The 21,286-nt window shown below is 50.0% G+C and carries 21 protein-coding genes; 6 read left to right on the top strand and 15 right to left on the bottom strand.

Annotation, left to right across the window (positions count from 1 at the left end):
• Positions 1-119: 119 nt before the first annotated feature.
• The 11 genes from FYJ45_RS21255 to FYJ45_RS21205 form a co-directional block, all read right to left on the bottom strand.
• Positions 120-884 (bottom strand): amino acid ABC transporter ATP-binding protein, encoded by a 765-nt coding sequence (locus tag FYJ45_RS21255; protein ID WP_154467133.1) that lies wholly within the window; start codon positions 882-884, stop codon positions 120-122.
• 98 nt (positions 885-982) lie between these two features.
• Positions 983-1,636, bottom strand: a complete 654-nt coding sequence (locus FYJ45_RS21250; protein WP_102289667.1) for an amino acid ABC transporter permease — start codon at positions 1,634-1,636, stop codon at positions 983-985.
• Positions 1,637-1,869: 233 nt separating this feature from the next.
• Positions 1,870-2,814 carry an amino acid ABC transporter substrate-binding protein gene (locus tag FYJ45_RS21245; RefSeq protein WP_154467132.1) on the bottom strand — a complete coding sequence of 315 codons (945 nt, stop codon included), beginning with the start codon at positions 2,812-2,814 and terminating at the stop codon, positions 1,870-1,872.
• Positions 2,815-3,020: 206 nt separating this feature from the next.
• Positions 3,021-3,269, bottom strand: coding sequence for a hypothetical protein (locus tag FYJ45_RS21240; RefSeq protein WP_154467131.1), 249 nt, complete (start codon positions 3,267-3,269; stop codon positions 3,021-3,023).
• Positions 3,270-3,411: 142 nt separating this feature from the next.
• Positions 3,412-3,849 (bottom strand): MATE family efflux transporter, encoded by a 438-nt coding sequence (locus FYJ45_RS21235; RefSeq protein WP_154467130.1) that lies wholly within the window; start codon positions 3,847-3,849, stop codon positions 3,412-3,414.
• Positions 3,850-4,104, bottom strand: coding sequence for a hypothetical protein (locus FYJ45_RS21230; RefSeq protein ID WP_154467129.1), 255 nt, complete (start codon positions 4,102-4,104; stop codon positions 3,850-3,852).
• Positions 4,031-4,240: a DUF6061 family protein gene (locus FYJ45_RS33275; protein ID WP_154467128.1), complete on the bottom strand. Its 210-nt coding sequence runs from the start codon at positions 4,238-4,240 to the stop codon at positions 4,031-4,033. The genes FYJ45_RS21230 and FYJ45_RS33275 overlap by 74 nt, the downstream gene beginning before the upstream one ends.
• A gap of 196 nt (positions 4,241-4,436) precedes the next feature.
• Positions 4,437-4,880 carry a hypothetical protein gene (locus FYJ45_RS21220; protein WP_154467127.1) on the bottom strand — a complete coding sequence of 148 codons (444 nt, stop codon included), beginning with the start codon at positions 4,878-4,880 and terminating at the stop codon, positions 4,437-4,439.
• A 219-nt stretch (positions 4,881-5,099) separates the two neighbouring features.
• Entirely contained in the window at positions 5,100-5,933 is an 834-nt protein-coding gene (locus FYJ45_RS21215; RefSeq protein WP_021637269.1) for a hypothetical protein, read from the bottom strand.
• 29 nt (positions 5,934-5,962) lie between these two features.
• A complete protein-coding gene (locus FYJ45_RS21210; RefSeq protein ID WP_154467126.1) occupies positions 5,963-7,288 on the bottom strand; it encodes a DUF5716 family protein in 1,326 nt (441 codons plus the stop codon).
• Positions 7,289-7,389: 101 nt separating this feature from the next.
• A complete protein-coding gene (locus FYJ45_RS21205; protein WP_154467125.1) occupies positions 7,390-10,971 on the bottom strand; it encodes a DUF5717 family protein in 3,582 nt (1,193 codons plus the stop codon).
• A gap of 633 nt (positions 10,972-11,604) precedes the next feature.
• Here FYJ45_RS21205 and FYJ45_RS21200 point away from each other — a divergent pair.
• The 6 genes from FYJ45_RS21200 (at position 11,605) to FYJ45_RS21175 (ending at position 17,125) form a co-directional block, all read left to right on the top strand.
• On the top strand, positions 11,605-12,729 hold the full coding sequence (locus FYJ45_RS21200; RefSeq protein ID WP_154467124.1) for a pyridoxal phosphate-dependent aminotransferase: 1,125 nt from the start codon (positions 11,605-11,607) through the stop codon (positions 12,727-12,729).
• 349 nt (positions 12,730-13,078) lie between these two features.
• Positions 13,079-13,645 (top strand): class I SAM-dependent methyltransferase, encoded by a 567-nt coding sequence (locus FYJ45_RS21195; protein ID WP_154467123.1) that lies wholly within the window; start codon positions 13,079-13,081, stop codon positions 13,643-13,645.
• 84 nt (positions 13,646-13,729) lie between these two features.
• A complete protein-coding gene (locus tag FYJ45_RS21190) occupies positions 13,730-14,119 on the top strand; it encodes a GntR family transcriptional regulator (RefSeq protein ID WP_021639932.1) in 390 nt (129 codons plus the stop codon).
• Complete coding sequence (locus FYJ45_RS21185; RefSeq protein WP_154467122.1) at positions 14,116-14,814, top strand: ABC transporter ATP-binding protein; 699 nt, start codon at positions 14,116-14,118, stop codon at positions 14,812-14,814. The genes FYJ45_RS21190 and FYJ45_RS21185 overlap by 4 nt, the downstream gene beginning before the upstream one ends.
• Complete coding sequence (locus FYJ45_RS21180) at positions 14,808-15,653, top strand: hypothetical protein (protein ID WP_154467121.1); 846 nt, start codon at positions 14,808-14,810, stop codon at positions 15,651-15,653. Before FYJ45_RS21185 ends, FYJ45_RS21180 begins: the two co-directional genes overlap by 7 nt.
• 209 nt (positions 15,654-15,862) lie before the next feature.
• Positions 15,863-17,125, top strand: coding sequence for a peptidoglycan-binding protein (locus tag FYJ45_RS21175; RefSeq protein WP_154467120.1), 1,263 nt, complete (start codon positions 15,863-15,865; stop codon positions 17,123-17,125).
• Positions 17,126-17,231: 106 nt separating this feature from the next.
• Here the strand turns inward: FYJ45_RS21175 and FYJ45_RS21170 are convergent, their stop codons facing one another.
• From FYJ45_RS21170 to FYJ45_RS21155, 4 genes are all read right to left on the bottom strand, one after another.
• Positions 17,232-17,789 (bottom strand): hydrolase, encoded by a 558-nt coding sequence (locus FYJ45_RS21170; protein ID WP_154467119.1) that lies wholly within the window; start codon positions 17,787-17,789, stop codon positions 17,232-17,234.
• A gap of 113 nt (positions 17,790-17,902) precedes the next feature.
• The gene (locus FYJ45_RS21165; RefSeq protein ID WP_154467118.1) at positions 17,903-19,207 is read right to left on the bottom strand and encodes an O-acetylhomoserine aminocarboxypropyltransferase/cysteine synthase family protein; all 1,305 of its coding nucleotides are present in this window, start codon (positions 19,205-19,207) and stop codon (positions 17,903-17,905) included.
• A gap of 281 nt (positions 19,208-19,488) precedes the next feature.
• Positions 19,489-20,373 carry a CRISPR system precrRNA processing endoribonuclease RAMP protein Cas6 gene (cas6, locus tag FYJ45_RS21160; RefSeq protein WP_154467117.1) on the bottom strand — a complete coding sequence of 295 codons (885 nt, stop codon included), beginning with the start codon at positions 20,371-20,373 and terminating at the stop codon, positions 19,489-19,491.
• A 3-nt stretch (positions 20,374-20,376) separates the two neighbouring features.
• Positions 20,377-21,147, bottom strand: a complete 771-nt coding sequence (locus tag FYJ45_RS21155) for a hypothetical protein (RefSeq protein ID WP_154467116.1) — start codon at positions 21,145-21,147, stop codon at positions 20,377-20,379.
• Positions 21,148-21,286: the final 139 nt, after the last annotated feature.

Raw genomic sequence — 21,286 nt, 5'->3', positions numbered from 1 at the left:
TTAACCTGCACATACCCTTCCCGCTGCAAAATGCCTGACCTTGCTGCCATGATTTTCCCGGGAAAGGACAGCATAACTGAAACAAGTATATCTCACCGCTTTTCAAAAATCAAGAAAACTTACACGTTCATCACACGCCCGATGAACTCACGGACCCGTGCATTAGGTGAACTGAAAAGCTCCTCCGGCGTTCCTTCCTGACAAATTACGCCCTGCTCCATAAAGATGATCCGGTCGGAAAGCTCCCTGGCAAACTGCATTTCATGGGTTACAATGATCATTGTCATATGCTCCTGCGCCAGCTGTCTGATTACCTTTAACACCTCCCCGGTCAGCTCCGGATCCAGCGCTGAGGTTGGTTCGTCAAAAAACAGGATTTTCGGCTGCAGGGCCAGCGCACGCGCAATGGAAACACGCTGCTGCTGTCCGCCGGAAAGCTGATAGGGATAAGCATCCTTTTTATCGGACAGGCCCAGCTGGGCCAGCAGCTTTTCGGCGCGTGCCTCCGCTTCCTTCCTGGAAATGCCGTCCACCGTCATGGGCGCATCTATGATATTTTTCAGGACGCTGTAATGCGGGAACAGGTTAAAGCTCTGGAACACCAGTCCAAAATGCTTATGGATCCGCTTTAAATCCGCCCTGGAGGCATACACGCACCTGCCGTTTTCCTCATGGGCGGCCTTCTCCCCCAGAAAGGAAAGCTCCCCGCCGTCCATTTTTTCCAGCATGGTGGCGCAGCGAAGCAGCGTAGACTTCCCTGAGCCCGAAGGCCCTATGATGGAAACCACCTCCCCTTCCTTTACGGTCAGGGAAATATCCTTGATAACCTCCAGATCCCCAAAGCTTTTTTTCATATGATTGATTTCAAGAAAATTCCGGCTCATTTTGTTCCTTTTTCTCCTATCCGTGTACTCTGTGTAGAAACGGAGCCCGGAAATACCGGGGAACCGCTTCCCCTGCATTTTCCCAGGCTTCTTTTGCCTTAACCTCTGTAATAATTCAGGCGTTTTTCCACATGCTCCATCACCATGGCAACTACCAGATTGAAAATATAATAAAATACGCCGGCCGCCATCAGCGGAGCTACGGAGGCCTGGGCCGCCGCTATCTGCTTGGCGATGGTAAACATCTCCGTCACGGTAAGCACAAAGGCCAGGGAGGTATCCTTTACCAGCGTTATCATTTCATTTGTCACCGCAGGGAGCACCCGCTTAATCACCTGGGGCAGAATGATTTTTACAAAGGTCTGCGCACGGCTGTAGCCCAGAATTTTAGCCGCCTCATATTGTCCCACCGGCATGGACTCGATTCCGGAACGGTAAATCTCCGCAAAGTACGCCGCATAATTCAGCACAAAGGCCAGGATTACCGCCACCATCCGGTAGCCCTTGGATATTTTCATGCCGAACACATAATAAGGCGCAAAATACACAACAATCAGCTGCAGCATCAGCGGCGTTCCCCTCATTACCGATATGTAAATTTTCGTTATGAAACGAAGCACCCCGATTTTGGACATCCTTCCAAAGGATAAAAACAATCCCAGCGGCAGGGAGAACAACAGGGTCAATACAAAAATCTCCGTTGTAATCAGCATACCCCCTGCGAGCTGCTGCAGCATATTTCCCAATTCCATGGCTTCCTCCACTTATCTTTCTTTCGTTTGCTTCGGGCTTTCCCGAATTCCTTAACCGGAAAAAAGCCGCTGTTGCGGCTTTCCTTCCGAATCTCTATCCGAGAATCATCAATATTTATTCACTGACTTACCGGCGGCTTCAAAAATCCCTTTCAAACCGTCTCCGGCAGCGGCCTGGCAGCCGGACGGGAACCGCTTTCGTAATTCTTCCAGGCGGCTTCAGCCAGCTTCTGTTATTTTCCAAGGCAGATGCTGTCAAGCAGTCCGTAATCTGCGTACTTTTCCGCTATCTGCTTAAAGGTGCCGTCCTCAGCCATCTCCATCAGGGTCGCTTCAACCGTATTTTTCAGCTCCTCATTGCCCTTCTTAAAGCCGATGCCGTACTGCTCTGTGGACAGGTATTCCTTATGAGCCTCGCCGTCCAGAATCACATAGCCGCCGTCTCTGGAGGCAATCTGGTAATTGGCAACGCCGATATCAATGGCCAGGGCATCAATGGCGCCCGCTTCCAGATCCATAAATGCCGTATTATAATCCGCATACTGGTTCAGCGCCGCAAAGGTATCGGCCAGCGCCTTTTCATCCCCTTCCAGGGCTGCCAGCGCGGAGGAATCCTTCTGTACTCCCACTGCCTTGCCTGCCAGATCCGATTTCGTTTCAATTCCCGCGTCCTCAGCCACCACAAATACCTGGCTGTTATCCACATAAGGCACGCTGAAGGTATACTGAGCCTCCCTGCCGTTCATTGTAAATCCGTTCCAGATGCAGTCAATCGCTCCGGAATCCAGCTCCATATCCTTGGAATCCCAGTCAATGGGCTGCTTTACCAGCTCCCAGCCCTGACGCTTGCATACCTCAGCCGCCAGATCCAGATCAAATCCCGCATATTCACCGCTCTCATCCTTATAACCATAAGGCGGGAATTCCGCATCGAAGCCAACAATAAACTGGCGTCCTTCTCCGTCCGCCGCCGCATCCGCACTCTGCGCCTGCGTGCTGCTTTCTTCCTCCTGTACGCTTTCCGCCGCTGTGCTTTCTGCCGCCGCGTTATCCGCTGCCGCACTGCTCTCCTGTGCCGCGCCTCCGGCCTGTCCGCTTCCTGATGTCTGTGTACCGCCGCAGCCGATCAGGCCAAACGCCATCACACCTGCCAACAGAATTGCCGCTGCCTTTTTCATAGTTCTTCCTCCTCATGCAGGAATACTGTCCCACAGCATTCCTTTACTAATTTATCGATTTATCATACTAAATCATCACTGGCAATATCCTATCATGAGGTGATTTCCTGTGTCAAGACTGAATGTGATTTTTTATTGAAGAAACAACATCCCGGATGGCAGATGGATTATAATGACTTTTATGCATCAAGATCTGCAGGCAGCAATCAGATTCTGTCAAGCTTCTCCTTGATCTTCCGTTTTATCCTGAAAAATATGCGTGACGAATACTGCTCATTTTCCACCAGCAATTCGTACGCTTCCATAACACCGGCAGAGTACACAAACCCAAAGATGCCTGCCGCAAATCCAAGGAAAACAAAGGAATGAAAATCCGACCATGCAATATATCCCCTCGCTGTAAAGCCCAGAACCAAAACGCCGATAATAAACAGCACCGTACAGGGAATGGCCACGGCCACATATCTCTTTTTTCGGAAAGCATACTCCTTCGATAATTCCTTCAGACTTTTTTCTCACTGATAATATATGCCTCCGCCATTTCCCTGCTCACATAATATCCCTTTTCGTCAGCACTCTTTTCTGTTTTTGCATCCTTTAATAAGAAATCTGTTGAAACCTCATCCTGCCGTAAGTGATTACATCCTGAATGATCGTTTCGGATTCAGTGGACATCCTGGCATAAGCGGGCATAATGAGCCAGCAGATCAGGGCAAACAAAAGCCAAAGGACTGTGGCCAACGGAGTACCCACACCAGCGTATTCATTGGCTTCCTTTTCCCGGCCTTCACCAAGCTTAGCGGCAATGATGGTGTTGATCCCAACACCTGTTCCCACTGCAAGAGCGATCATCAAAAGCTGAAGCGGATATACGATGGACAGAGCCGTTAAACCATCATCGGAAAATCTTCCGATGAAAAGGCTATCAATAATGTTATACAGCGCCTGAATGAGCTGTGCCAGCATTACAGGCGGAGCCAATTTCAGAAGTATTTTGCTGATTTTTTCTTTTCCGTAAAATGCAATCGTATCCATTTATTCCTGTTGTTCCTCCATAACGGTACATAATGCCTTATTATAATCCGATAAAAGCCCTGTCAGCATGGCCAGCTTTTCATCGCCGAGCAGTTCCAGCGCCCCGGTTTCCATTCCTTCCAGCGAAGCCAGCAATGGTGCGATATAGCCGGTACCCTTTTCCGACAGAACAAATGCCTTTTCACGCCCAATAGAGTGCGCACTGCTGTATTCCAGCAGACCGTCCTTTCGCATTCTGGTAATGACATTGTTCATTGTCACTATCCAATATTTTATATTCAGTTACAGTTTTCAAATATGTCTCGGGATTGCCATTCAAGATAAGGTCAGAATATTCAAGAGGTGCATTACAGATCAGATAATCAAGTTCCGCTCGTTTTGATACGCACATACCTTAGGCCTCCGTCTATTTCAGTCGTTCCTGACTGTGCCCAAATCATAGCCCCTGCTATGGTTGCAAACCACCTACAAAGCACACTCATTTGACAACTTATAGTTGTACATCCCGGAAATATGGGGTTTTAAGGTAATTCTCATTAAACTCTATAGCTTCCGCATCATCGTATACAAAAAACAGCTTCTTTGAATTAGTCCCACACAATTTCTAAACAACTAAAATTTTCCGGAATTAATGGTATGCACGAATAAATATCTAGTTCCGAAGGATTTATTTCAATTACCCCGTCAGAACATAACCACTCGCAATTCACCAGTTTTTCCAGTTCTTCAGGCTGGATGTCCGCACATACTACGATAGAATCTCCCGCAAGATTCAATATTTCCTCCCCGCCACATTTAATAATTTCCGTATCATCATGAAGGGCAACACGAACCCACTCCACCTTGGGCAACCGCTCAATTTTTTTCAACAGCTCCCACATTTCACCAAGAGAAGGCCGGCCAAACTCCCATTGATTCGGGGCAATGGAATCCTCCTGCGTATTTCCCTCAAAAAATTCATCAAGGGTTAATAAAGGAAAGCGTTCTCCGTTATCTCCTAACAGTTCTTTGAAACTTTCTACATCTATCATATTTACAGCCTTTCTTTCAAAATAAACACTTTCCCCACCTAGAGAAAGTCGTTTCACACTTTGTAATACAGCTCCCAGTAAACACCAAACTTATCTACTACAAGCCCCAAGCAATATGACCCACGGATAAGGTTCCACTTTGCGGATCCTGTCAGCCTGTGGTTCCCGCGGGAGTTTGCCAGGAACCACAGGCTGACAAGACCCGCAATCGTCCTCCCCTCACTGCACTACGTAATCCCGGTACTCCTCCTCCAGTTTTCCCAGGACGCCCTCCATCAGCTCCCCGCACTTTTCCTCCTCTCCCGAGAAGAAAGCGCTCTTAATCTCAGCTACCACAGACTCATTCCTGGAAGCCGTCCAGCCCTCCTTGCGTTCCACCACAAGCTTTTCCAGCTCCAGGGACGCCTCATAATACTCCGGATGCTCCGTCAGGAAATTCAGATACTCCTGCTCCTTCAGATGCAGCCGCATCGCCGCCAGATAGGAAAGCAGGCTGGCGGGATCTCCTCCCAGACGGCTGGCCTGCTCAAAGGACACAGCCGCTTTTTCAAATAAGAACAGCTTGGCCTGCGCGCAGCCCATATTATGGTAAACCTTCCCCAGGAAAACAGGGGACAGTCCCTCGCCGTCATGAAGCAGCTTCTGGTATTCCTGCAGCGCCAGCACATAGCGCCTGCTTTCCAGGAAATAATCCGCCCTGGCCTTCTGCTTCTCTGACAGCGTCACATCTGCGCTCACCTCCACCAGATGCTGTGTTTCCCGGATTTCCCGGTCGTCAAAATACCCTGTATACTCAAAAATTACGGTAACAAAGCTTTCCGGTTTCTCCTTATTTTTTAAAAGCATATTCAGCTTCTGTCCCAGATCCGGCAGGGCGCATTCCTTCCCTATCCAGTCAAAAAGCCCCCTGGTAAAAATATTTTCATCCAGCAGATACGCATTTTCCCGCAGGAAGAAGCACAGCTCCTCTATGGAAAAAACACGGACCCTGGACTTTTCAAAGGTGTATGGATTATCTGCCAGTCTTCCCAGACATAAATGGACCCTGCTCATGCGCCTCCGCCTCCTTTCGCTGAAATATGTTAAAATCGCTCCTGCCGTCCGCCAAGACTGAAAGTCTCCTCCCATATCTTATGGGATGCCGGGAACATTTCCCCAAAGCCCAGATCCTCCATCCGCAGCTTTACTGTATCCACATCCTCCAGAGAAACCGTCAGGCGTATCCTCGTCGTTCTCACAGGCCTCTCCGGAACCCCGTCCAGCGTTACGGTCACTTCCTTCACCTCACGCCCGGAAAGAGGCGTAATCCGCAGGGAAAACGCATGATCCTCGTTCAAAAGGAAATCACATTCCCTTTTTGCATCATACCAGTTGGTTCCCGCATCCAGCAGTGCAAAATAGGATTCCTCCCCCCTGAAGGCCGCCTCCAGCCCGATATTGGCCTTCAGCATGTCCTTGCCCAGATAAACGTAGCCGCTGCTGTTTTCACCAGGCTGCTGCTTGGCCCTTGCCCCATAGCACGCCCCCTTGCTGTACAGGTTGTTTCCCAGGAAAACACGCCTGCCGCGGCAGAGGATCGGCAGCGAACGGGTATACCAGTCACCTTCAAAACCGTCGCCTATCAGATAAACCGTATCAATGATTTTTCCCTCGCACACCTTTCCTAAAATCGCTGCAAAGACGCTGTCCATCCGCTGTTTTACAGCCTCCCGTTCAGCTTCCTCCTCCGGCAGGGCCTCTCTTGGCAGCTGCGGGTAATCATCCTCCCGTATCATCACCGTCACCGGCCTGGTATGCCGGTTTACCTCAAACATGAGCAGCTTCATATGGCTGCCCGAAAAATCGCATACCATCACATGATGCCGCCAAAGCTCCTCCGGCTGGTTGATATTATAATAGAAGAAGCTCTCCGCCCTGCTTTGGCAGGAAACCCGTTCCGGCGGCAGGGAAATCAGCGCCGCCACCCGGGACAGCACCTCCACGGTCTGCTTATCCACTTTTTCTAACGTAAAAAGGAACATACCCGCTTTTTCCGGATTGACCGCCCCCGCAAGCAGCGAAAGGCTTCGTTTGATAAACAGGGAAAGCAAAACAGCCCCTTCGTAGCTTTCCCCGTCCACCTCCACGCTCTCGCCCGCCAGCGCTTTGGAAAGCAAGTTTTCCACAAGGATGCCGTCACCGGCAGACGCATTTTTCAGCGCTTCCCTTCCATAGGTCCACACATCCCGATCCGTGCGCCGGCAGAGCACCGCGGGAATCATGTACTGCTCCTCTCCCATGACCTGGGTCAGTGTTTCCGGTTTATCCACTCCCGGCATCCAGAAGCTGATCTGGGCAAACCTGTCGCTGATGTCATATCCGATAAACGCGCCTGTTCCGCTTTTCCTGTCCCCATTTCCCAGAAACATCTTCCTTCACCTGCCTTTCTTTTGCGGCAGCCCAGTTAAAATTGAACCACGGTAACAGCCCCGATGGGGCTGAACCGTTACAAACCGCCGCTTTTTTTCTGTTACTGCCCTTTTATCTGAAACAGTCCGTCAGTCATCCACTCCGTCATCAGATACTGTTCCAGAAGCTCCTGTGCCTCCGCTTCCTCTCCCATCAGGCGGGCGGAAGCGATATCGTTAATCAAGCCATACCGGCTTTCCTTCACAAAAAGGCTGCAGTCCCCCATTTTCAGCTCGCCGCTGTCCAGGATCTCCCCGCTGCCGGAATTATCCGTGATAAAATACTGCAGGCTTTCTCCTGCAAACAGCACAAAACTGGCCGTATAAATGCCCGCATACATATGCTGCAGCTCCAGGGTCCGGTAAGTCTTCTGCGGCGCAGAAGGCTCGCTGCCGCCCGTTCCATTTGAAACTATCCGGTAATTGATCACTGCCGGACGCTCCCTTTGGCCCCGGAAAACTACCATGGTTTTATCCATCATGGGTTCCGCGCCTTCCAGGATATCCACATACTCCTGGAACAGAGGAAGCTTCATATTCTTGCCGATAAGCTCCTCCCCGAACTGCTTAATCAGCAAATCAACCCTTTCGCCGCGCTCGTCACGGTTTCTCGCAAAATATTCCAGAAACGCCAGGCGGCACATATCGCTTAAGGGCTCACCCCTGGCCGCCACCCTGCCGATATCAGTGATAATGTAGCGGTCCATTTTTTCCCCGTTCATCAGATACAGGCCGCTGCACCTGTGCAGGAAAGCCGCTTCCAGCTCATTTTTCCCGCCGCCCACAATATACTGCCGTAAAAGCCCGGTGCTTTCCAGCACATTTACGCCGGTATAGAGCAGCTGCACCAGCAGCCTTTCCGTCAGGTTATAGGTGTCCACCGCAAAGTTCTCCGCTGCCCTCCGGATTTCCGTCAGTTCCTTACAGCTTCCCTCATATTGCTCTACCAGGTGCTGCAGGATATGGCTGTCATATTTTTCCCTGCCGAATGCGCTGTAGCAAAGCCGGGTCATGGCCGCCTCCTGGGTGCACAGGCCGGTTTCCAGCATTCTGCTGCACAGGCGCAGCAGGATTTTGGCATCCGCACGTCCCAACTCCATTCCCTGCAGCCAGGCGTAGGCCTTTTCATAAAAGGAACGGAGCACCAGAAAGCCTGCCGCCTCATAAACATCCGACGCGTCCAAATCCTCTTTTTTCAATGTCTCCAGCAGCAGATCCAGCTCCTCCAGGTTCTCCTGTCCATAATAAAAACGCAGCAGTGCTATGCGTATCGCCCGGGCAAAGGCCGGGATAACATGCTCATCCTCCGAAAGCAGCCGGAACCTGGACGCATTTTTTTCCGTAATCCGTATTTTTCCCTTGCTGCTCTCACAGCAGAACAGATTAAAGCCCAAGGAATTTTCCACAAAGGGCTCCAAAGCGCCCGCGCACCGGGCCGGATACATCAGCCGGTCGAGTACAAAGGGCCTTCCGGCAGCATAACGGTTATGGGCTTCATCCTCCAGAAGGATCTCATAATCCTTATCATAAACCGCCACATAGGCTCTGCCATCCTCCACCGGATAGGCCTGCTCGCCCCGCAGCCGGGTATGGATGACCACCGCCTGCCGGATATCCGATCCCTCGCAGTCCAGCTGCTGCATGAAAAGAAGGGGCGCCACCGCCTGGCAGTTATCCCTGGTCAGCATTTTTTCATCCAGGACGGTCTGATACAGATACGCCAGATGCCGGTTGATGCGGCCTTTGTAGAGCTGCTGCAGCACGAAGCGGTCTATCTGGCTCTTGTAGGCCAGATACAACTCCGGGAACTCTTCCCTGTGCTTTTGCAGATAGGCATACAGGTAGGCGCAGTGTTCATAATCCAGATTGCTCTGGTAAGCAAAATACATGAGTACAATGCGGGGGATTTCCACTTCCTTATTCAAATCCACCGACATCATATAATATTCATACAGCCTGGTAACCCTCAGCTCCTGCTCCACGCCCCTGCGGTACCACAGGTAATATTCCGGACCGCTTTTATTTCCCTTAATGAGCAGGGAACAGATGGCGGCAAGCAGCTGCGGATCACTTTTTTTCTCATAGCAGGCTTTCAAAATCCCAAACAGGCACTCCTTATAATATTTTTCCTTTCCTGCAAGATAGACCAGATGCCCCACCAGATCCTCGGAAAGGATTCCATTCCTGGCGCCGAAATGCAGAAGCTGCAGTTCATAGGTATCCAGCTTCATCATCAGGGTTGGGCTGAAATTCGCCAGGTGCAGAGCCTCCAGATACAGCACGGGGCTCGTCCCGCTGCGCCGGAACTGTTCCTCCAGAAACAGCCATTTCTGGGAAACGCTTCTCCCCAGGGGCGCCAGCATAAACAGCAGAAGCCAGGCAATCCGCCAGTTATCCCGGTATACCCGGTAAAAATCCTCCACCTGTATGGTAACCTCTGCGGTAAAAGCCTCATCCCTGTGATACAGGCTGCTCAGATACAGATAATAACAGTAAAGCTCCGGCGCTTCATCGTCCAGGGTGATATCCAGATGTTCCAGAATCCGGCCCGCATCGTCAAAGCGTTCCTCCGTAATCAGAAGATGCGCCTGATAAAGCCGCACCGCAGGATTCTTATCATCCAGCCGCTTCATCCGCTCCACCACCTCAGCGGTCTGCGCCCTCCACAGCACTGCATTCATCCGCTTCATTTTATAATCCTGATAAAGCCGAACCAGCTCCACCGTCAGACGCTTCATCTCCTGCCGGCGCCCGGTTCTCACCACACGATGCTCCGCCCTTTTGATAATGGTAACGGATGCATACTGTGTTCCATAGGCATGTCTTAAAATGATCCTTCCGAAATTCTTTCCTTCGTGCAGCGCCTCCTGATTGACAAACAAAGGCAGGCTGCACTGGTTTCCCAGGAAATCCTCCTCCCGCAGGATTTTTTTCTCCGTGGAAAGAAAACCTCCTTCCGTTTCCACCTCCAGATAGGTACAGCCCCAGCCGTTTTTTACAATCTGAAGCGTCTCCCCTCCCTGTCCCTGAAGGTTTGCCACCACGATTTCCGTCCGGGGAAGCACATATTCCACCGGCTGCTTCTTATGCACGGAAATGAGAAATTCCTCCACGTTATGCACATTTCCCGGATCTCTGGAAAGACCTTTGTACAGATTTCGGTATTTCCGGTCCTGCCCGCCCAGAACCCGCAGGAAATCAGGTGAATAAAACAGCTTCACTGCCTCCTCCCAGCTATTTCTCGCCAGGTTCGTAAACTGGAACAGATTGCCCAGCTCGCCCTCCGAGCTGACCAGCTCCTTATGTACCACCACCGCCTGAAACGGCACCTCATACTCACCCCGGTTGGACACGATCAGGAATCTTCCCCTGCGCTCCTCCCCCTCCCGCATCCCGCGGCTGTCAAACCGGTACTCTATATTTTCCACAGAGCCCGAAAAAAAAGAAGTCAGGCACTCCATACGCTCTTCGTCACAGGAAACGTACCCTTCCGTTACCTGTCCGGGTTCCCCGGTTACCGTAAAGAAGCCTTCCCTCACTTCATCCTTTTCCAGGGCCAGACCCACTTCCTGACATGAGAGCTCCAAGGAACCGCCTGTTTCTTCCCAATCCTCTGTTGATATCCGCGCAAAAAGCTCCTTCAAAGTTCTCACCTCCTCGTCTATTTTTATTCAACTATAGCTAAAACACGTTGCATAGGCCTGTATATATTCTTATAGCATAATGCCGCAGTGTTTCATAAAAAATTTTTCTTTAGTCCGTCTCTTCAATTCAGCCCATTACGCCGTTCAATTTAGCATAAATATAGGTATCTTTCCAAAGAGGCCTGTTTTCGTCATCTTTCCAGAAATAAACATCTCTTCCACGAGGCTGTATAAGCCAGGTCTTGCTCTATAAACAGTAAATAAATACACCTAATATGTTCTTTCGACATTTACAAACAGCCAACATAAAGCTATTCAATAGACACACTTGTTTTTCAAACCAAAAAGATTTAATATCAGTATACAGTATAACATTACCAATAGGAATCCTGCAACATTTCAAAATAGAAGTTCGCGGACATTATTTCATTTCATACATTCGGATGTTCCGCCGTGGCATTGTCATGGGCTGAAGCGCGCCGTCCTGCAAAGCTCTGAACGGAGTACAGAACAGGGCAGCGGCCGGTATGGTACTCCGTTCAGAGCTTTGCGGGGCGGCGCGCTTCAGCCCATGACAATGCCGCGGCGGTCTCCCCAATATATAAAATAATGTTCCCGAAAAAGGAGGGTATTATGGCTGCTTTTCATGGTAGTGATTTGGAAAAAATAGAACAGATTTACGGGATAAAAAAGGAAGAGATTACGGGATTTGGGGCAAATGTTAATCCGCTGGGGCTCTCGCCTTTCATGAAAGATTATCTTGCCGCTCATCTGGATGTGCTGTGTGCTTATCCTGACCGGAACTATACGGCGCTCCGGCGGGCGATAGCTGATTATACCGGCGCGGCTGCGGAAAATATTATGGTGGGAAACGGCTCCACAGAGCTTATCTCTGCCGCAATACAGGCCATACATCCTCATGCCGCAGTCGTACTTGGGCCTGCTTATTCCGAGTATGAGCGTGAGCTGACCCTGGCAGGAAGTGTGCTTCACTATTATGATCTGTGTGCGGAAAAGGATTTCGTCCTGGATGTGGAGGATCTGGAACGCTTTATTATGGAACATGCCGATGGTGCCAAGGCTGCCGGAGGGAAACAGCGTCTGCCCGGGCTGCTTGTGCTGTGTAATCCGAACAATCCAACCTCCAGCGCTGTTCCGGCCTCGCAGATGCGCCTCCTTCTTTCTTTTTGCCGGGAAAATAATATTTTCGTCATGACAGACGAAACCTATGCCGAATTTGCACCCTCCATATCGGAAATCACTTCCATTCCCCTGGCCGGGGAGTACGACAATCTCCTGGTGCTGCGGGGTGTTTCTAAATTCTGGTCCGCTCCCGGGCTTCGTCTGGGCTATGCCGTCACCTCCAACGGGGAACTGCGCGGCAGGATTGATGCCGCCAAAAATCCCTGGACCGTCAGTTCCCTGGCGGATGCCGCCGGGCAAATCATGTTCACTGATAAGGAATACATTGAACGCACCCGTTCCCTTATCGGTAAGGAACGTGAACGCTGTATCCAGGCTCTGGCCGCGATTCCTGAGCTTAAGGTTTACCCGGCCTATGCCAACTTTGTCCTGGCCCGCAGCCTCAATCCGGAAATAACGGCCCGGACTCTCTTTGAGGCCGCTATCCGCCGTAAAATGATGATTCGGGACTGCTCCGACTTTCATAGCCTTAACAACAGCTATTTCCGTTTTTGCTTCATGCTGCCGGAGGATAATACACGGCTGCTTACCTGTATCCGGGAGTTGTTCGCGTAACCGAAGCCCTGCTGCCGGTAAAGAAATAACAAGGTAACGGTTCAGCCAGGCCTGCCGCCCTGCCGGACGGTGGGATTTTGCTGTCCCACAAAGCGGCGGTATTTTATAGGCCTGCAGAGTGCAGGGTTTTACAGTCCTGCAGAACAGTGGGATTTATCATTGACAGCCGCTGGATACTGCAATAGAATAAAAACAGAAATAATAACGGAAAAAGGTGATGTGAGTCCGGCGTATCGGATGCTGTATAACCGGCAGCATGGATATGGCTGGGGAAGAACACTTCAGCTTTTGAGGGCTTAGCCGCAGAGTAAAATCTGCGGCTTTTTCTGTTTATGTAAGGAGCAGTAAAATGAACAACAAAATTATCGAAGCCTTGAAAAAACCAGCGGTCTATACACCGTCAGGCGCCCGGAGCCAGGGCCTGGATATTTCTTATCTATATCAGAATTATCTGGAGATGGAGCTGCCGCAGTCATTCGATTTTGCCGTTATGATCTATTGCGATTATGGCGCGCTGTCCGCTGACGGCAGGAAAAATATCATGGCCAGGGTTTACCGGCATCTGAAGCCGGGCGGCTGCTTCGTGCTGGATGTATTTTCCATGGCCGCCTACCGTCATTTCCGGGAACGGCAGACCTGGGAGCTTTGCCAAAGCGGCGGCTTCTGGCGTCCCGGCGAATATGCCGCCTTCCAGGGTTATTATAAATATCCCGAAAATGTAACCCTGGATCTGACAGCCGTCGTTTCCGGTAAGGAGATCACTCCCTATTACCTGTGGAACACTTATTTTACCGTGGAAAGTCTGGCCGGAGAGGCCGAAAACGCAGGCTTTAAGGTTCACGGTGTCTTCGGGGATATTGCCGGCGCACCCTTTTGCAGGGAAAGCGATACCCTTTCCATATTTTATAAAAAGTAAGGAATTCTATTGACATTCTATATTTATTGTTATATTGTATTATTAAATTAATACAGAGATACATATTAAGAAAGGAATGATGATATGGCATGGAACCTGGATTCTGACCGCCCCATCTATGCACAGCTGCTGGAACGCATCCAACTGCAGATTGTTTCCGGCACCTATGGACCGGGTGATAAACTTCCCAGTGTCAGGGAACTGGCCGCTGAAGCCAGCGTAAATCCCAACACGATGCAGAAGGCCTTTGCGGAGCTGGAGCGCAGCGGCCTGATTGTAACAAAACGTACCAGCGGCAGATTCGTAACGGAGGACAAAGACATGATTACACAGATTCGGACTCAGCTGGCAAAAGAAGAAGCATTATCCTTTATCGAGAAAATGAAAGAACTGGGTTTTGAAAAAAATGATATCCTGGCACTGCTCTCAGCCGTTGCTGAAGAGCCTGCCGAACAAAGGAGGGAGCGCGCATGAACGATCTTGTGACTATTTCCGGCCTTTCCAAGGCTTATGGTCATTTTATGGCGCTGAACAACCTGAATCTGAATATTCCCAGAGGACGCATTATCGGCCTCCTCGGTCCGAACGGAAGCGGCAAGACCACGCTGATTAAACTGCTCAACGGTCTTCTGACCCCTTCCTCCGGCCAGATCCTGATTGACGGAAAGGCTCCCGGCGTGGAAACCAAGAAAAAAGTTTCCTATCTTCCGGAACGCACCTATCTTACCAGCAGCCGGACCGTAATAGATTTGGTGGAATATTTTGAAGACTTTTATGATAATTTCAACAGGGAAAAAGCCATGTCCATGCTGGAGAGCCTGCAGATCAACCTGAACTCACGCCTGAAAACCCTTTCCAAGGGCACCAAGGAAAAGGTTCAGCTGGTGCTGGTTATGAGCAGGGAAGCCGATCTTTACATCCTGGATGAACCGATAGCGGGTGTGGATCCTGCCGCCCGTGATTTCATCCTGAAAACAATCATCGGCAACTATAACGAAAATGCATCCATCCTGCTTTCCACCCATCTTATATCCGATATCGAGGCCGTGCTGGACGACGTGATTTTAATCAGGAACGGACAGATTATGCTCTGCTCCTCCGTGGAAAATATCCGGGAAACCTATGGAAAATCCGTGGACAGTTATTTCAGGGAGGTGTTTGCATGCTGACGAAATTAATGAAACATGAATGGAAGGAAACCTGGCGCATCCCCGCTTTATGCTGTGCCATTGTCATACTGATGACCCTTACGGCCGTCATCTGTTTTACCAGGATGGGCCCTCCCGCCAATGCAGATGATCTGAATGTAGGCGCTTTTGTATTGATGATGTTCTATGTAATGACCATCACCTGTATCAGCTTTGTCATCACGCTTTATGTAGCGGTCCGTTTTTACAGGAATCTGTATACCGATGAAGGCTATCTTATGCATACACTGCCTGTAACCCCCAGGCAGCTGCTGGTTTCCAAGCTTTTAGTAAGCACTGTGTGGCTGTTCGTAGTTACTCTGCTGGTGCTCTGGGCAATTTTCATGATACTCATTTTTGCCCTGCCGGTTATGGTATTGGAGGATATGAATCTGTCCTTTTCTTTCTTTATGAAATATGCCGCTGAATATTCCGACGCGCTGTTCGGGATGTCGCTGCCGGCGTTTATCGTATTTAACTTTTTTTATTTTCTTGTTTCATCAATGAGCAGCGCTTTGGTTATTTATGGTTCCATATCCCTGGGCCAGATGTTTTCAAAGCATAAGGTGATGGGCTCCGTCCTGTGTTACATTGGCGTTACCATTTTAATCCAGACGGTGACCTCCTTTGCCATGACGCCCTATCTGACTAAAATAGTCATTACGAACCATTCCGTTTCCATCGGCCCCGGAATCCCGGACTTCATGGGAAGTTTTATGCGCAATACCTTTATACTTTCATTTATAGCCTCCGTAGTCACGGGCGCCGCCTGCTATGTTCTTTCCGAATACCTTATGAAAAAGCAGCTGAACCTGGATTAAGGATTTCAAACAGTATCTACAGAGGAAGCAGTCTTGGCGGCTGCTTCCTTTTTTATGCTGACGTTTCATATTTTCAGACGAAAATCTACCTTCTGCCGACGGTTCTTTCCTCTTTCCGTTTTCAAAGCCCTTTACATCTTTCGGCGGAAACTTCCTTCCGTAAGCGCATATAATAACTGTAAGCAATAAATATGAGGTTATCGCAACATATGGCAAACAAACTGCATGCCGCCCAGACCATCGACAGTCCCTATGCAGGTGGGCTGAAAATCAGTCTCACCTCCAGCCTTGGCCCGCTTCCGATAAAAGGCGCTTCCGTTACCATCTCTCTGACAGGAGATCCGGATTCCGTCGTAGAAACCCTGACCACTGATGAATCCGGCCAGACCGATACGGTGGAGCTTCCCGCGCCCCCGGTAGAATACAGCCTGACGCCTACCGACCAGCAGCCTTATTCCCAATACAACATATCCGTTGAGGCACCCGGCTTTGAGCCTGTACTCGTTTCCGGCACACAAATCCTGGCCGACGTTACCGCTTTTCAGCCGATTGCCCTGATTCCGGAGGAACGGCCCGGAAGGGAAGAAGACATTGTAATACCCGCCCACACCCTTTTTGGTGATTTTCCTCCCAAAATTCCGGAGGCTGAAATAAAGCCTGTGGATGAAACAGGCGAAATCGTTTTAAGCCGGGTCGTCATCCCTGAATTTGTCATTGTGCATGACGGCGTCCCCTCCGATTCCACCGCCCCGAATTACTATGTCCGCTATACGGATTACATTAAAAATGTGGCTTCCTCCGAGATTTATGCGACCTGGCCGGAATCCACCATTTATGCAAACATACTGGCAATTATGTCCTTTACCCTGAACCGTGTCTATACGGAATGGTACCGGAACCAGGGCTACAATTTTACCATTACCTCTTCCACAGCCTTTGACCAGAAATGGGTCTACGGCAGAAATATCTTTGAAAATATCAGCTTTCTGGTAGATACTATTTTTTCCAATTATCTCTCCCGCCCCGGCGTGAGACAGCCGATACTTACCAGCTACTGCGACGGCCGCAGGGTGAACTGCCGGGGCTTGAGCCAGTGGGGCTCCATGTATCTGGGAGAGGAAGGCTATGATGCCATTGATATCATCCATTACTATTACGGCAGCGACATGTATATCAACGCCGCTGCTGCCATCAGCGGCGTCCCTTCCTCCTGGCCCGGCTACGATTTGACCATAGGCTCCTCCGGAGCCAAGGTGCTCCAGATGCAGGAGCAGCTCAACCGCATCCGGCAGAACTATCCTGCCATTCCCTATTTAACCCCGGACGGCATATTCGGCCAGCAGACCGCAGAGGCGGTGAGGGTTTTCCAGCGGGTATTCGGGCTGCCCCGGACCGGTGTGGTGGATTTTCCCACCTGGTACGAAATTTCCCGTATCTATGTGGGAGTTTCCAGAATCGCGGAGCCTTCCTGAAACAGGAAGGGTTTTCTCCTTTTAACCAGTCTTCTTCATGCCTCCTCCTTATGCATAAAGGCGGTACAGATACCTTTTACCGTATCCGTACCGCCCTTTTTTCTCTTTATTCTTCAAAGATCCTCATGGCCAGTATGGTGTCCGTAATCAGATCATCCAGGCTCCAGCCCAGCATTTCTGCGCCCTGCTCAATCACTTCCCGGGAGCAGCCCGCAGCAAAGCTTTTTGTCTTGAACTTCTTTTTCACGGACTTCAGTTCCAGATCCTGTACACTTCTGGAAGGACGCATCAGCGCGGCAGCGCCGATCAGGCCAGTTAGCTCATCTACCGCAAAAAGCACCTTTTCCATTTCCTTTTCCGGCTTTACGTCTACGGTCAGGCCATAGCCATGGCTCGCCGTTGCATGAATCAGGGCTTCATCCAGCCCCTCAGCCCTCATGATTTCCTGGGATTTTATGCAGTGCTCTTCCGGATACTGTTCAAAATCCAGATCGTGGAGCAGACCCACGATTCCCCAGAAATCCACCTCATCTTCATAGCCCAGCTTCTGTGCAAAGTATCTCATAACACCTTCCACGGTCTGCGCATGCTTCAGATGGAATTCGTCCTGGTTGTATCTGGTCAGAAGCTCCCAGGCTTCTTCCCTTGTTGGTATTTTTCCCATGCTGTCATCTCCTTCGCTTTTTCCGGCAAAATTCTGCCTGGAGTATAATCGGCCCGCCGGCGCTTATTTCACAGCTCCCATATTATATAGCTGCTTATATAGCCGCCGCGCGCTTATTCCGCCACTGCCCGGAATGCCTCCTCCAGATCCTGAATGATATCATCAATATGCTCCGTTCCAATGGAAAGCCGGATAGTATTGGGGCGGATGCCCTGTTCCTCCAGCTCCTCTGCATTCAGCTGTCCATGGGTGGTGGAGGCCGGGTGGATTACCAAAGATTTTACATCCGCCACGTTGGCAAGTAAAGAGAAAAGCTGAAGATTATCAATAAATTTTTTCGCGGTTTCCGCTCCGCCTCTGATCTCAAAAGTAAAAACAGATCCGCCTCCATGGGGAAAATATTTGGCGTACAGCGCCTTCTGGACCTCATCCGTGGTAACGGAAGGGTGATGGACCTTTTCCACCTGGGGATGGGCCGCCAGCCAGGCTGCGGTTTTCAGCGCATTTGAAACATGGCGTTCCACGCGCAGAGACAGGGTTTCCAGCCCCTGAAGGAACAAAAATGCATGAAAGGGGGACAGCGTAGCTCCTGTATCACGCAGCAGGGTAGCCCTGATTTTCGTAACAAATGCCGCGGGGCCTGCAGCTTTGGTAAAGCTTACGCCGTGGTAGCTTTCATTCGGCTGCGTTAAGGAAGGATATTTTCCGCTCGCCTCCCAGTCAAAACGGCCGCTTTCCACAATCACGCCGCCGATTGCCGTACCGTGGCCGCCGATGAATTTGGTGGCGGAATGTACCACAATATCCGCGCCGTATTCCATGGGCCGCACCAGATAGGGCGTGGCAAAGGTATTATCCACTGCCAGCACGATGCCGTGGGCATGGGCAATTGCTGCAATCGCTTCCAAATCCACCACATCGGAATTGGGATTTCCAAGAGTTTCTACAAAGACAGCCTTTGTATTTTCCTGAATGGCGCCTTCCAGTTCTTTGAAATTGAAGGGATCCACGAAGGTCGTAGTGACTCCGGAATCGGGGAAGGTGTGGGCAAGGAAATTATAGGTCCCGCCGTATATGTTTTTCGCCGCGACAATGTGATCGCCCTGATGGGCCAGATTCTGGAAGGTATAGGCAATCGCTGCGGCGCCGGAGGCCACGGCCAGAGCTGCGCTTCCGCCTTCCAGTGCGGCCATTCTTTTCTCGAAAACCTCTTCCGTAGGGTTCGTCAGCCTTCCGTATATATTGCCCCCTGCCGAAAGCGCGAATCTCGCCGCTGCGTCTTCGCAGTCATGGAACACGTATGAGGATGTCTGGTAAATCGGCACCGCCCGCGCGTCCGTCGCCGGGTCCGCCTGCTCCTGCCCTACGTGAAGCTGCAATGTCTCAAATCTGTATGCTCTCTCTGTCCTGTCTTTCATCTCGCCTCTCCTTCCTGCCCGACGGCAGTCTGTACATAGTATGTTTACAATTCCTATTGGATTAGTATGTTTTTGTTGATTATAATGGGGGATCCAGGATTTGTCAAATGGTTTTTGCAAAAGTTGGGGAAATTAGAGGGGATTTTTTTCTGAAATTGGGTCATGGCTTATGCCAGAGCAGATAGCAGGCAGTGCAGCGCCACAGCCTGGCGCAACGGCGGCAGCCAGATACTGCGGCGGCAAAAAAGCTGCCCTGAACAAAACAACAGGGCAGCTTTTTATCAGTTCATTATTACTGCGTCTATTTTACCGCAGCCTAAGGTTGTATTTCTTCCCAGATGAAGGATACACGCCGCATTCAGCCAGGGTGTAAAGGGAGCCAGCTCTCCCTGAAAGGTCATGGCGCCCAGCAGGCCGCTTAAATCCATTTTTTTATCTCTTCTGGTGGAATAGCGCTCCATATTTTTTACATAAAGCCCTGAGGATGTTTTTTGGATATGCTGCGCCGCTTCCATGAGCCAGGCAATTTCCTGCTCGTTTACATAGCCGCCGTAACGCGCGGTAAGCTCTGTTATCCTTCTGCTTATGCTCCGGAAGATGGTTATAAAATCGAGTTCGGTCAGCAGGCTGCCGCTTCTCCGGATGCGAAGCGGGGTCAGCAGCTGTATGGAGCAGTTGGTGCAGCCTTCGGTTCTGTGTTCTGAGAGGACTTCCGCTTTTATGGCCTCGGGGGCATAAAGGCCGGGCTTCCAGATTGACTGAAGCTGATCATACTGCATGATTTCTTCCAGCTGGAATCTCTTGCGCTCCGCCCCTATGGTAAAGCTCCCGGCAGTTATGAGGGCATTGATTAGCTGCTCCGCATACCGGAGGGCATCGCCAAGAAGTATCACCTGAAATCTGAGTTCATCGCCTTTATTATACTGCTCCCTGTACCCGGGCGGGTTGATGATGTAAGGATTGGGGATATCATAACCGCCTTCAGCCATTTTCCTGTTCTCGTATATATATCTGTTTGCTTCCTTGTGATTGAGCAGGGCCCATCCCAGAATTCCATGGAGGGTGGAGCCCAGATAACCGGGAAGCCGGGCCGGCTCACAGCAGCGCAGGCGTATCAGGAGCGGAAGGTATTTCAGGGAGAAGTGGACGGGTTCGTTGTTTATCATGGGTTATTCCAATCTTATCCAGGCAAGGCCGTGGGGGAGTTTGTTTTCTGTGTCGATGTATATTGCGCCGGCGGCTTCGTGGGGGAATACGCCGGATAAGTTAAGGCCCTTATACCCACCAAGAATAATGAGGTATCGGTTCTGGTCGGTTGATGAAATCTCACGTAACAATGTTTCTAACTTTGATTTCATCAAGCACAGAATATCCTTCTCTTTTATCTCCCGGGATTCTCCTTCGTATTTCAACAAAATAGCGTTTATTTGTTTTAAGAGCTGCTTTAATTTATCTGTACTTCTCTGCTGCGCATCCTGCAGCACAGCTACCGGATTTTCTCCAGTAAACAGCTCACCGTTTAATTCCGTACCTGAATCAAGAGTTTCTATTGCCACTTTTGGGAAAAAAATTCCTAATTTAGGTTTTTCCTCTGCTGAATCCGTTCGGATATTCTGTAATTTATACAGATTTCTTAGCAATATGTTTTGTCCATCCACCCTTATATCATCAAATGAAATCAGCGATGAACCTACCGCCCCCTTGATTGAGGAACCAGGTATATAGTATTGTGCATTTGACGGTTCATATTCTTCATACATCCCATACTGATAAAAAGGATAAACGAATTTAATGCTGTCTGTATAGGAAAACCGGCCGTCCTGTCCTTTTATTTTTTTCATTTCTTTATTATTGCATAAAAAACAGCTTTGCTCTCTCGGTGATAAGATTATTGTCGAGAGAGGATTCAGGGTGAACTTATATTTTTTAGTGTCATTCATTAAATAATCTCCAGATGTTGGGGTCAAAAGAGTTTGTAAAAACTCTCTGACCTACCATATAGTACCTTGAAAATTTTGCACAATTGGATTTTTATCATTTTCCAGATGTTAGTAGTCAATACCAAAATGACTGTCAGTC

This window comes from Eisenbergiella porci, assembly GCF_009696275.1.
Taxonomy (GTDB): Bacteria; Bacillota; Clostridia; order Lachnospirales; family Lachnospiraceae; genus Eisenbergiella; species Eisenbergiella porci.
Note: the sequence above shows the minus strand (reverse complement) of the source record. Positions and strands in the feature narration are given on the sequence as shown.